9 protein-coding genes are annotated in these 12,388 nt (G+C 65.4%); all 9 read right to left on the minus strand.

All coding sequences use genetic code 11. The features are described 5' to 3' along the window. Positions 1-142 precede the first annotated feature (142 nt). The 9 genes from NY78_RS18605 to NY78_RS18645 all read right to left on the minus strand — a co-directional run bounded on the left by NY78_RS18605 (position 143) and on the right by NY78_RS18645 (position 12,359). Positions 143-1,360 carry a flippase gene (locus tag NY78_RS18605; protein ID WP_043639418.1) on the minus strand — a complete coding sequence of 406 codons (1,218 nt, stop codon included), beginning with the start codon at positions 1,358-1,360 and terminating at the stop codon, positions 143-145. After that, entirely contained in the window at positions 1,357-1,986 is a 630-nt protein-coding gene (locus NY78_RS18610; RefSeq protein WP_043639421.1) for a D-glycero-alpha-D-manno-heptose-1,7-bisphosphate 7-phosphatase, read from the minus strand. Before NY78_RS18610 ends, NY78_RS18605 begins: the two co-directional genes overlap by 4 nt. Then, positions 1,986-4,985 carry a glycosyltransferase family 39 protein gene (locus NY78_RS18615; protein WP_043639423.1) on the minus strand — a complete coding sequence of 1,000 codons (3,000 nt, stop codon included), beginning with the start codon at positions 4,983-4,985 and terminating at the stop codon, positions 1,986-1,988. Before NY78_RS18615 ends, NY78_RS18610 begins: the two co-directional genes overlap by 1 nt. Positions 4,986-5,027: 42 nt before the next feature. Beyond that, the gene (locus NY78_RS18620) at positions 5,028-6,095 is read right to left on the minus strand and encodes a tRNA-specific 2-thiouridylase (RefSeq protein ID WP_043639426.1); all 1,068 of its coding nucleotides are present in this window, start codon (positions 6,093-6,095) and stop codon (positions 5,028-5,030) included. 232 nt (positions 6,096-6,327) lie between these two features. Beyond that, positions 6,328-7,794, minus strand: a complete 1,467-nt coding sequence (gene gatA, locus NY78_RS18625; RefSeq protein WP_043639428.1) for an Asp-tRNA(Asn)/Glu-tRNA(Gln) amidotransferase subunit GatA — start codon at positions 7,792-7,794, stop codon at positions 6,328-6,330. 88 nt (positions 7,795-7,882) lie between these two features. After that, positions 7,883-8,167 carry an Asp-tRNA(Asn)/Glu-tRNA(Gln) amidotransferase subunit GatC gene (gene gatC / locus NY78_RS18630; RefSeq protein ID WP_043639431.1) on the minus strand — a complete coding sequence of 95 codons (285 nt, stop codon included), beginning with the start codon at positions 8,165-8,167 and terminating at the stop codon, positions 7,883-7,885. A gap of 20 nt (positions 8,168-8,187) precedes the next feature. Then, positions 8,188-9,639 carry a penicillin-binding protein activator gene (locus tag NY78_RS18635; protein ID WP_231584041.1) on the minus strand — a complete coding sequence of 484 codons (1,452 nt, stop codon included), beginning with the start codon at positions 9,637-9,639 and terminating at the stop codon, positions 8,188-8,190. Between the two features lie 161 nt (positions 9,640-9,800). Beyond that, entirely contained in the window at positions 9,801-11,708 is a 1,908-nt protein-coding gene (gene dnaK, locus NY78_RS18640; protein ID WP_043639437.1) for a molecular chaperone DnaK, read from the minus strand. A 120-nt stretch (positions 11,709-11,828) separates the two neighbouring features. Further along, complete coding sequence (locus tag NY78_RS18645; RefSeq protein WP_043639440.1) at positions 11,829-12,359, minus strand: nucleotide exchange factor GrpE; 531 nt, start codon at positions 12,357-12,359, stop codon at positions 11,829-11,831. Between the last annotated feature and the right edge of the window lie 29 nt (positions 12,360-12,388).

The following is a 12,388-nucleotide window of genomic DNA, read 5'->3' on the forward strand; positions in this document are numbered from 1 at the left end:
CTTTTACAGGCTTAGGCCGATAACTAGCCAGGATGTGCCGCCAATGCAACCCTCGCCAGCCCCCCTTTGCCCCATCGAGGGGGCCGGGGGCTACACTCCCCCCGGCGGGGCCGGGGCAGCGCCCCGTTCTTCTCTCTTTTTACTATTTCTCGACGGCGCGAAAGCCCCATTTGACGAAGGCCAGGCCCAGGCCCAGGCACAGGGCGGCTTCGGTGCAAACGGTGGCCAGGGCTGCGCCTTTGGCGGCGAGGTGGGGGATGAGCAGGAAATTGAGGCCGATGTTGAGGGCGGCGGCAAGGATGGTGACGCCGGCGTAGTAGCGTTCCCGGCCAAGGGCCACGAGGGCCTGGGTCAGGACGTAGTTGGGCAGAATAAAGGGCAGCGAGGCCAACAGCCAGGAGAGCAGCGGCACGGCGGCGGCGTATTTGTCGCCAAAGGCCAGGGTGAGGATAAACGGGCCAAGGAGCAGACCGCCGGCCGTGGCGCACAGGGACAGGGCGACCATGACCCCGAGCATGAGGCGGAAGGAGCGGGCAAAGGCGGCGGCGTCGTCAAGGGTGACGCGCAGGCGGCGAAAGAAAATGTGGGCCAAGGGCGTGGCCAGCATGATGACGCCTTCGATCAGGCGGTAGGCGGCGGCGTAGTTGCCGACCTCGGCCGGATCGCTGGTGAGCTGGCGCAACAGGACGATATCACAGCGGAAATAAATGGTGGTGGCCGCAGAGATGCACAGAAATGCGGCGCAGGGGCCGTAGATGTCGCGGTGCAAGTGGAGCTTGGGGACCACGAGCAGCGGTCGGGCAAAGGGCGTGGCCAGGGCCACGGCCTGTCCGACCAGGAGGGCCAGGAAAACGGCGGTTGGGCCGGGGCTGGGGAAAAGCAGGGCGCAGCCGGCGGCCAGGGCTGTAGCGGTGCGGGTGACGGCCCGCCACAGGGCTTCGGCGGCAAAATTATTGTGGCCTTTGAGTTCGGACGAGACCAAGGATGTGGCGCAAAAGAGGCCATAGTAAAGGACGGCCGCGCCAAGGGGCAGGCGTTCGCCGTCCGGGAAAAGCGGGATCAGGCATAAGCCCAGGGCGGTCACGCCCAACAGATGGCCCAGGCCCATGGCCATGAGGCTCGGCCGGCCCGGGGCGGCGGTCAGGGCGGCCTTGGCGGTTTCACGAAAGATCAGGGTGGAAAAACCGCCGTCCTGGAGAATGGCAAAAAGCGACCCCAGGGTCAGGATGTAGGAATACTGGCCAAAGCCGGCCGGGCCAAGAATCCGGCCAAGGAGAAAGGTCAGCCCGACCGACACGGCTGCGGCGTAGAGGGTGGCGGCCCACTGGCTGGTCAGGGCCTTGGCCAGGGCGCGGCTCACGGGGCGGCCTTGGGGGCTGCATGGAGAGCAAGCCGGCCGGCCAACAGAAAATCGGCGGCAGCGGCCAGATCCCGGGCCAGCACATGGGGCCAGTCGGGTTTGCGATCGGCAAGCTCCAGCCAGGGGTCAACAAGTGGCGGCAGGCCGAGGGCATGTGCCGCCCGCTGCCCATGCCCGGTGGTTACCAGGATGGTCAGCGGCGCGCCAAGAGCCAGACCGAAGGCGACGTCGCAGGCCTTGTCGCCGATAACGGCCGTGGCGGCCGGGTCCAGGCCATAGGCGGCGGCCAGACGGGTAAACAGGCCTGGGGCCGGTTTGCGGCAGTCGCAACCGCTGCCCGGGGCATGGGGGCAATGGGCCGTGGAGGTGATCGGCGCGCCATACGGGGTCAGGAGCTCCAGCAGGCGGGTCTGGACCGCCTGGAAATCGGCCTCGGCGTAATAGCCACGGCCGATGCCGGACTGGTTGGTGACCAGATAGAGGTCCGCGCCGGTCCGGGCCAAGCGGGCCAGGGCCTGGCCTGCGCCGGGAAGCAGTTCCACGCCGTCGGGCCGGGCCAGATAGTGCCGGTCGACGATGACGGTGCCGTCGCGGTCGAGCAGGATATGCCGGATGGCGGCCGGCATCAGAAATTGTCCTGGAGGGTTGGCCGGTAGGGCAGCAGGTCGGGCGAAAGGAGCATCTCCAACGGCGCGCCGGCGTTGTCCCGAAGCTCGGCCTGGAAAGTGGCGGAAGGGACGGTGAGACCGGTAAAGGCGCTGGCGTCGAGGACGGCCTCGATGCGCATCCGGGTGTCGTCGCGCGACCAGAGTTGGGCTCCGGGGCCGGAGAAGTCAAAGCGCACAAAGCCGTTGTGGATGGGCCGATCGAAACGCAGGACAGAAACGCGGCGCACCATGAGGCCTTCCCAAAAACCGCTGCGGTTGCTTTTGAGCGTATCCAGCGGCGTGAACGTCTTGCCGTCGCTGGAAAAGGAGATGCGTACGGTATTTTGGCCGGCCTTGTCGGCAAAAACGCGGGGATAGGCCAGGATGCGCAGCAGTTTTATGGGATAGGTCGAACTTATCGGCACAGTCAGCGAGCACGGGGCCGCGTCCTTGCAGGACAGGCAGTCCTCGTCGTCGTTTTTCTTGATGTTGAGCGCAATGGGGAAGGCGGCCAGGGCGTCGGCCTCGTGGGCGAAACTCGGCTCGAAGCGCAGGACGCCGACGCCGTCCCGATCAAGCAGCAGGGTCGAGGGAGCCGGGGCCAGGACGCCGATGCCGACGGTTTTGCCGCCAAGCGACAGCCGGGGACGATTGAACGCGCCGTGAAGCTTGAGGGCGGCGAAGATATTCCCGGCGTTGTCTTGAGTCAGGGTGGCCGGACGGTCCTCGGCCAGGGGCACGAAGGGCTGGTTCAGGGCCGGGTCGTAACACTGATAGGCCGGCTGGCCGTTGGCGTCCTGGATGGTGAACACCGGGGCGAGGCCGGGATGGGCAGCCAGGAATCCGGGCAGGGCCGCAGCCGGGTTGGCCGGTCCCTGGGGCAGTTCGGGGCTGGTCGGGAAGGCGAAGAGCGCGTCGCCAATGAGATTTTGCCCGGGTTTCCAGGCGGCCAGGGCGTTGTTGGCGGCCACTCGCTTGAGCATAGCCAGGGCCGGGTTGTCCCCTTGGGGGGAGCCGGTCAGGCCGGCAGAGAGTTCCAGGCCGCAGACTTCGACCACGCCCGGGTTGGCCACCGGGCCGTAGTCGATGCGAAGGCGCAGGACTGTTGCCCCGGCGACGCTGTCTGGCAGGGCCAAGGAGCGTTTGATGAAGCGGCGTTTCTCGTGGTTGGCCGGAATAAGGACGCCGTCTGCGCCGAGAAAGGCCTCGCCGGTGACGACATCCAGGGGGGCAAACGCCCCCTGGCCCACCGCGACGGAAACAACGACCCGGGAATCCGAGGCAATGCCCTCGTTAAACGTGGCGGAAAAATCCAGGGACAAACGGCCGGCGGCAAAGGCCGTGCCCGGGGCGGCGACAAACCGGTACAGGACATGGCCGGGTTTGTCGTAATCGTAGTGGGTGAGCGTGTGATAGCGGCTTTCCGGGGCGATATTCACGGCTTCGTCGCAGTCGGCGTAGAAGCGGTAGGTATCGAAGGCGTCGGTGTAGCGGGCCGTGCCGGCGGCGTCGGGAAAGAGCGTCACAGGCGCGGCGCTGACCAGTCCCAAACGGTAGACGGCTGAATCCATGAACTTGGCCGCTTTGTGCGGCGGAAAGGGCAGGGCGGCCGGGGTCAGGTCGCTTTGGATGATGTGGTAGGCGCGCTTGTAGCCCTTGGGCACATAATGGGCGAGATTTCTATAGACGCCCGGGAGATACCAGTTGGTAATGAGCTTGGGATTGCGGTTACTCTGCAGAAAAAGATACTCGACGTTGTTTTTGTTCCAGACGAGATAGTCGGCCAGCTCTTTGTTGTACGACGTCTCGCGGCGATAATACGTTGGCAAAGAGGCGAAATCGGCAGCGCTTAACAGCAGGCAGCAGCCAAGCCCGGCCAAGGGCGCGACCAGGGCGATGCGGCCCGGCGTCAGGTCGAGATAGCGCAGTGTGCGGCTGCATATGGCGTCGATGCCGAGGCCGCCGAGGGCCGCCAAGGCGAAAAAGGCGTTAAACACATAGCGGGAACTGATCTCTAGCTTGGTTCCGGCAGCCAGAAAAGCGACCACGGGCATGAGGGCAAACAGGGCGAGCAGCACAAGCCCGGTGCGATACTGCCGTCGCAGGGCCACGCCCAGGCCGACAAGGCAGGTCAGGGCCAGGGGCAGCCAGGGCAGGCCGCGTTTGGGGGCGGCGTAGGAGAAAAATTCCGACAGCACGGTGAGGACGAAATCGGCCGGGATGCCGGGCGATTTTTCCAGCCGCAGCAGGGCGAAGATGTTGCGATAGGCCGGCAGCCACGGCAGGTAGCACAGCCCGACCAGCCAAACGCAGGCCGCCAGGGCCAGACCTTTCCGCATGGCCCGGCCCAGGGACAGTTCCCGGGTCGCAACCCCCCGGATCAGGAAAAACGCCGTAAACAGTCCCTCGGCCCCGATGTTGGTGGTGCCCATGGACGAGCTGTAGCACATGGCCGCCGTACAAAGGACATAGGCGGCATGGTTGCCAAGCCCGCCCCGGGTCAGCGCGCGGTAGAGCGTCCACAGGGAGGCCAGCCCCAGGAGCGTAAACAGGCTGTAGGGCCGAAGCTCCCGGGAATAGTGGATGTGATAGACGCAAAAGGTGGTCAGGGCGGCAGCGAACAGGCCGGCGCGGCGGGTGAAAAGCTCGCCCACAAAGCCGTAGACCACGGCAATGCTGGCTGTGCCGGCGATCACGCTTATGCAGCGAAGGACAGCGTCGTCGTGGCTCACAACCAACACGGCGCGGGTGATCAGGTGATAGAGCGGCGGGAAAAACTCGCCGCCAAAATCCGATGGCCCGATGACGGTCAGGGTGTGGACCATCCGGTCCACCGGCAACAAGGCCGTCCCCAGGGTAATGAACTCGTCCCACCACAGCGACGGATCGCCCAAATGGGGCAGACGCAGGCAGACCGCTGCCGCAAGCAGCAGCAGAAGCAGGCAGAGGTGCAAACGGCGATGGTCAGTTGTTGGCATACAGGCAGGTGTCCCGACCCCATGGCGTGGGGTCAAGGCCATTTAGCCAAGCTTTCCCGGGAACACAAGGCCGCTGTCCTGGATTTCCCCTCCGGCCAGCACCCGGCCGGCGGCGTCATAGAGGGCGGCAACCTGTCCGGGCGTTGGGCGGGCGACGGGTTCGGCAAAGACGATGGCTAGTCCGCCGGCGGCGTCAAGCCGGGCCGTGGCCGGGCGCGGGGGCATGCGGTAGCAGGTCTGGGCCAGCACTTCGTCCGGCCACTCGGCTGGCGGCGTCAGGATATTGGCCGGTCCGGTGCGGCAGGCGGTGGCCGAAAGCTCGGCCTTGATCCCGACGATAAGGGTGTTGGACCGGGCATCCTTGGCCAGGACGTACAGTGGTTCGCTGTAGGGGATGCCAAGGCCTCTGCGTTGGCCGATGGTGTGTTGCCATAGGCCGTTGTGCGTTCCCAGTCGGACGCCGTCGGCCAGGACAATCGGCCCGGGGCCAGACAAGGGAGCGCCCGAGGCGGTGAGAAACGCGCGGTAGTCGTCGCCGGGGACGAAGCAGACTTCGCGGGATTCGGCCGGCAGCGGCGGGGCAAGGCCGAGGGCGGCCAGGGCGGCCGGGTTGTCGGTCTTGCGGCGTCGGGCCAGGGGGAAAACGGCTTGCCCCAGGGCTTTTCCCGGCACGAGGCTTAAAAAATAGCTTTGGTCGCGGCTGGCATCGGCTCCGCGCCAAAGGGCTGCCCCGGTTGGCGTGGCTTCGATGCGGGCGTAGTGGCCGGTGGCGATGTGCGTGGCCCCGTTTTCCCGGGCCGCATCAAGGAGCAAGCCGAACTTCATGGTCCGGTTGCAGGAGGCGCAGGGATTGGGGGTCAGGCCGGCGGCGTAGGCGTGGATAAAGGGATCAATGACCTGGGCGCGAAATTCCCGCGACAGGTCCACGGCGGCAAAGGGCACGCCAAGCACCCGACACTGGGCGTCGATGGCTGCGGCCAGGGCGCGTGCCTTTTCGCCCGGCGGCAGGAAATGGGCGTGCAGGCCCAGGAGGTCATGGCCGGCGGCCCGCAGCAGCCCCAGGGACAGCAGGCTGTCTGACCCGCCGGAGAGGGCAACGGCCAGTCGCATGGAGCTAGGCCGCCATCTTGGTGGGCAGGGAGAAAGCCTCCGGCGGCCAAAGGGCTGCCGCCCTTTGGAATCCCATCATTATTCCAGTAGTGTCCATGTTCTTTAGATGAAGGTGGTGTCCCTTGCGTCTTCATAACGCGCGGCATGTACTTACCCGCCAGTATCCCCCGGTCGGGGATTCCAAAGGGGCTCAGCCCCTTTGGCCGCCGGAGGCACTCTCCCTTCTTTCCTCTTACATACCAGTCGGCTGTGGCAGCGGCGGCAGGGCGGTGCCCAGCACTTTGGCTGTGCGCAGGATGGCGGCCTCGTCAAAGGCCGGCCCGAAGAGCTGCATGCCAATCGGCATACCCGACGCCTGGCCGAGGCCCACGGGCATGGACAGGCCGGGCAGGCCGGCGAGGTTGAGCGAGATGGTAAAGATGTCGCTCAAATACATCTGAAGCGGATCGTCGGTCATCTGGCCGATGGGGAAGGCGGCAAAGGGCGAGGTGGGACCGCAGATCACGTCGCATTTCTCGAAGGCCGTGAGGAAGTCCTGACGGATGAGCCGGCGGACCTGGGCGGCCTTGCGGTAATAGGCGTCGTAGTAGCCGGCCGAGAGCACGTAGGTGCCGATCACGATGCGGCGCTGGACTTCGGGGCCAAAGCCCTTGGAGCGCGACAGTTCGTAGAGTTCGTCCAGGGTCTGGGCTTCCGGGGCGCGGTAGCCGTAGCGCACGCCGTCGAAGCGGGCCAGATTGGAGGAGGCTTCGGCCATGGCCACGATGTAGTAGGTGGCCACGGCGTAGGGCGTGTGCGGTAGGGAAACCGGCACGACCGTGGCTCCGAGGCCCTTGGCCGTATCCACGGCGGCGGCGCAGGCTTGACGCACTTCGTCGTCCACGCCTTCGCCCCAGTATTCGTCGGGCAGGCCGATGGTCAGGCCGGCGAGGTCGGTTGCGCCAGTCAGGGCAGCCTCGAAATCGGGAACCTCGCGCGGGGCCGAGGTGGAATCCTTGGGATCGTGGCCGGCGATGACCGTGAGGATGGCTGCGGCATCGTCGGCGGTGCGGGCCAGTGGTCCGATCTGGTCCAGGCTTGAGCCGTAGGCGACCAGTCCATAGCGCGACACCCGGCCGTAGGTGGGCTTTATGCCGACCGTGCCGCAAAAGGCGGCGGGCTGGCGGATGGAGCCGCCGGTGTCGGTGCCAAGGGCCGCGTAGCACTGGCCGGCGGCAACGGCTGCGGCCGAACCGCCGCTGGACCCGCCGGGCACTTTGGTGACGTCCCAGGGGTTGGCGGTGACCTTGTAGGCGGAATTTTCCGTGGACGACCCCATGGCGAACTCGTCCATGTTGGCCTTGCCGAGGATAACGGCCCCGGCCTCCTTGAGCTTTTCAATGCAGGAGGCGTCGTAAAACGGCGTGAAATTTTCCAGGATCCTGGAGCCGCAGGTGGTGGGCGCGTCTTTGACGCAGATGGCGTCCTTGACCAGCACCGGCACGCCCCACAGGCGTTTGCCGGCCTGGGGGCCGGCGGCGTCCAGGGCCTTGGCCGCGTCCATGGCGGCCTCGGCGTCGAGGTGCAAAATGGCCTTGAGCGCCGGTTCGGTGGCTTCGATGCGGGCCAGACAGGCGGCCACGGCCTCGGCGGCCTTTATTTCCTTGTGCGCCAGCTTGTCGCGCACCTGGGTCAGAGTCAGGTTGGTGAGCTCGGACATGAGAAATCCCTTTATGCAGTGGCTCGTATGAATGAGGCCGGCTGGCGGCAACGTCGAGAGACATGGGCCGGGTGCGGCCCTGCGGCAATCACACGATTTTGGGCACGATAAAAAACTGTCCGTCGGTGGCCGGGGCATTGGCCAGGATCTGGTCCCGGGCGCAGGTTTTGGTCGCCACGTCCGCGCGCATGGGCGTTTCGTGGCCAACCGGGCTGTACAGCGGCTCGACGCCGGTCGTATCCAGCGCGCCAAGGGTTTCCATGTAGGCCAGAATGTCGTCCATCTGGCCGGCAAAGCGTTCGAGCTTGGCGTCGTCAAGGCGCAGTTTGGCGAGCTTGGCCACCTTGGCCACCTGATCGGGATGTATCGTCATGGACGCAGCTTCCTTGCGGTTTAAGAGACGGGAATGGCCTGTCGATGGGACGGCACCGGACCAAGAGGCTGGGCTGGCGCAGACGGGATGGGCTGGGCCGGAGTCCCCTGCACCGGTTGGGCCGGAGTCCCTTGCAGCGGCTGGGCCGGAGCAGCCGGGGCCGGATTCGGGGAATAGGACTGCTCCGTTTCCGGGGCCGGATTCTCCAGGGCTTTCTGGCGGATGGCGTTCAAGCGCTGACGGAACCCTTCGGGATCAAGCAACACCGGACCGGTCACCGAGGGCCGGAACAAATACATGGCGACGTGGGCTTTGCCGTCGGGCGAGTAGGTCAGCGGAGCCATGCTGAAATCCATGCCCGTGGTGGCCTGGGCCAGACGGGAGCTGACTTCCTGGGGCGGCGAGCCCTGGGGCAACCGGCCAAGGCGGGCGGCCATGCGGGCAAAATCGAAGCCAACGGCTTCCCACATGTCGGGATGTTCATCGCCGGCGGCGCGCATGGCGGTCACGAGTTGCTGGGTGGCCTGTCCCTGATTCTCCGGCCACCAGGCCCCGGGGCACACGGCCAGGCGGTAGTTCTGGATATTGATCTGGCTCTTGTTGGCCGCGGCCCGGTACAGGGCCTCGGTCCACAGCTGCGGCCCAAGGATGAGCAGGTCCTCGACCTTGTTGCTGAAGATGGCCGGCAGCACCTTGTCGGCCCTGGCCCATTCGTCGGGTATGAACACGGCGCCGAAGCCCGGACGGCCGCCGCCGGTGCGCAGCATGTCCGCGACAGTGGCTTGCCAGCCGGCCGGTTCCTGGGGGTTGTACACGCCGGTGGCCGTGATCTGGGCCCCGAGCTTGGAGGCGGCCACGGCAAAGGCGTCGCCCATGGTCTGGCCGTAGCGGTCGCCGGGGCGCAGGATGGCAAACTGGTTGATGCCGTAATCGCTGGCGGACAGGCGCAGCAGGGCGTCGATCTCGTCTTCGGCGCTGGGGAAAAAGCGCCAGGCGTCAACACCTTCCCGGGCTTCGCCCAGAGACGGCATGAAGGCCAGGAAGACCCGGGTCTGGAGCATGCCGGCGGTTTCGAGTTCCTTAAGCGTCAGCCGGTGCATGGGGCCGCCGACAACAGTGATTTCGGGGGGGAGGTTGCGCACGGCCTCGACCCAGCCCGGCTGGGTGGCGTCGATGATATGGACGTCAAGCGGCGTGCCGGCCTTGGCCAGGTTATCCTGGGCGGCCTGGATGCCTTTTTGGACCCGTCCGCCGAATTCTCGAAACGGTCCGCCAAGCGGCAGCAGCACAGCCACGGAGTTGACGTAGGCGGGCTTGGGCGGCGGCGTTGGCTCGGGCTGGACGACAGCGACCGGCGGCGTTGGCGGCGCCGGCGGCTCGGCCTGTTGGGAGCCGGAGAACATCCCGGCGCAACCGGACAGGGCGACAAGGAGGCTGCATACGAGAAGACGCGCCAGAAGGCGTGGGAGCAAGCGATTTTTTTTGATTGTGGCGTGCATGGGCGAACCGGGGTTTGGCGGCCGGGCCGTCGTGTCCAAAGGGCATGAAAAAAGCCCGACCCGTCCAAGGGGACGGGTCAGGCTTCTCGTTACGCGCAATGGGACGCGAAGGCAAGTCCGCGCCGGGATGCCCGCTATTTCACTTCGGTGTAGTCGGCGTCGACCACGTCGTCGTCGCTCTTGCCGCCCTGATGCCCGCCGGTCGCGCCGGCTTCGGGACCGCCGGGCTGTCCGCCGGCTTCGGCCTTTTGCTGGTAGAGCTTTTCCGCCAGCTTGTGGGAGGCCTGGGACAGTTCGTCCGTGGCGCGTTTGATCGCGTCGCTGTCCTCGCCCTTGAGCAGTTCCTTGACGTGGTTGAGTTTGGACTCGATCTCGCCCCGGGTCACGCCGTCAACCTTCTCGCCGAGTTCCGCCAGGGACTTCTCGGTGGTGTAGACCAGGGTGTCGGCCTGGTTGCGGATTTCAATGAGCGCCTGCTTCTTCTTGTCGTCCTCGGCATGGGACTCGGCATCCTTGATGAGCTTTTGGATGTCGGATTCCGACAGGCCCGAAGACGCGGTGATGCGGATCGATTGTTCCTTGCCGGTGCCGGTGTCCTTGGCCGAGACGTTGACGATGCCGTTGGCGTCGATGTCGAAGGTGACCTCGATCTGTGGCACCCCACGGGCCGCCGGCGGCAGGCCGGTCAGTTCAAACCGGCCCAGGGTCATGTTGTCGCCGGCCATGGGCCGTTCGCCCTGCATGACGTGGATGGACACCGAGGGCTGGTTGTCGGCAGCCGTGGTGAACACCTGGCTTTTGCGGGTCGGAATCGTGGTGTTGCGCTCGATCAGCTTGGTAAAGACGCCGCCGAGGGTTTCAATGCCAAGGGACAGCGGGGTGACGTCGAGCAGCAGCACGTCCTTGACGTCGCCGGCCAGGATGCCGCCCTGAATAGCCGCGCCCATGGCCACGACTTCGTCCGGGTTGACCGACCGGTTGGGCTCCTTGCCAAAGAAGTCCTGCACGGTTTTCTGCACCAGCGGCATACGGGTCATGCCGCCGACGAGCACGACTTCGTCGATGTCGGCAGCCTTGAGGCCGGCATCGGCCAGGGCCTTGCGGCAGGGCTCAATGGTGCGCTGGACCAGATCATGGACCAGGGATTCGAGCTTGCCGCGCGTGAGCTTGACCATCATGTGCTTGGGACCCGAGGCATCGGCCGTGATAAACGGCAGGTTGACCTCGGTCTCCATGGACGTGGACAGTTCCTTTTTGGCCTTTTCGCCGGCTTCCTTGAGCCGCTGCAGGGCCATCCGGTCCTGAGACAGGTCAATGCCGCTCTCTTTTTTGAACTCTTCGACCAGGTAGGTGATGACGCGATGGTCGAAGTCTTCGCCACCCAGGAAGGTGTCGCCGTTGGTGGCGCGCACTTCGACGACGTTGTCGCCGACTTCCAGGATGGAGATGTCGAAGGTGCCGCCGCCAAGGTCGAAGACGGCGATCTTTTCGTTGGCCTTTTTATCGAAGCCATAGGCCAGGGAAGCGGCGGTGGGCTCGTTGATGATGCGCTTGACCTCAAGGCCGGCGATGCGGCCGGCGTCCTTGGTGGCTTGGCGCTGGGCGTCGTTGAAGTAGGCCGGCACGGTGATGACGGCTTCGGTGACCGGCTCGCCGAGGTAGGCTTCGGCGTCCTTTTTGAGCTTGCCGAGGATGATGGCCGAGATTTCAGCCGGGCTGTACTTCTTGCCCTCAACCTCGACATAGGCGTCGCCGCCCTGGCCTTCGACAATCTTATACGGGCAGTGCGTCAGCCAATGGGTGACTTCCGGCGCGTCAAAGCGGCGACCCATGAGACGCTTGATGGCGTAGATGGTCCGCTCGGGATTTGTCACGGCCTGACGTTTGGCGATTTCACCCACCAGCCGTTCCTTGGTAAAGGCCACGATGGACGGGGTGGTCCGGCCGCCTTCGGGGTTGGTGACGCACTTCGGGTCCTTGCCCTCCATAACGTAGACGCAGGAGTTGGTGGTCCCGAGGTCGATCCCGATTATTTTACCCATAACAGCCTTTCCTCCTTGAATTTCATGTATGATATTGCGCCGCTAGGCGAATGTTTTGGCTGGACTGCGAAAATATAAGGCCCGATTTGCCTGAGTAAAGGGGCTATTTGAAAAAACGTTTCATTGCGCTTTGTTGACCATGACCTTGGCCGGGCGCAACAAGCGGCCGCGCAGCATGTAGCCGCGTTGGACCACCTGGGCCACGGCATCGTCGGGCAGTCCGGCGACGGTGGCGACGCCGAGGGCCTCGTGGGATTCGGGATTAAACGGCTCGCCGGCCGTGCCGAATTCCGTCACGCCGTGTCGGGCCAGGATATCGACGAACGCCTTTCGGGTCATATCCACCCCGACCATGAAGTCCTTGCAGACTTCGCTGGTGCGGCCGTGGGCCAGGGCCAGATCGAGGTGGTCGAGGACGGGGAGCAGTTCCGAAACCAGGCTCTCGGTGGCGTATTTCTGGAACTCTTCCTTTTCCTTGATGAGCCGCTTCTTGAGATTTTCCGTTTCAGCGAAGGCGCGCAGGCGCTTGTCGGCCTCGGCGGCAAGTTCGGCGCGCAGGCGTTCGATGGCTTCCTCCGGGCTGGCCGGGGCAGCCTCGGCCGGGGTTTCGGACGCGGTTTCGGTGTCGGGCAGTTTTTCCTCAGGGACCATGATTCCTCCACAACGAGCGTTTGGGCGCA

It is taken from the genome of Desulfovibrio sp. TomC (assembly GCF_000801335.2).
In the GTDB taxonomy this organism is placed as follows: domain Bacteria; phylum Desulfobacterota; class Desulfovibrionia; order Desulfovibrionales; family Desulfovibrionaceae; genus Solidesulfovibrio.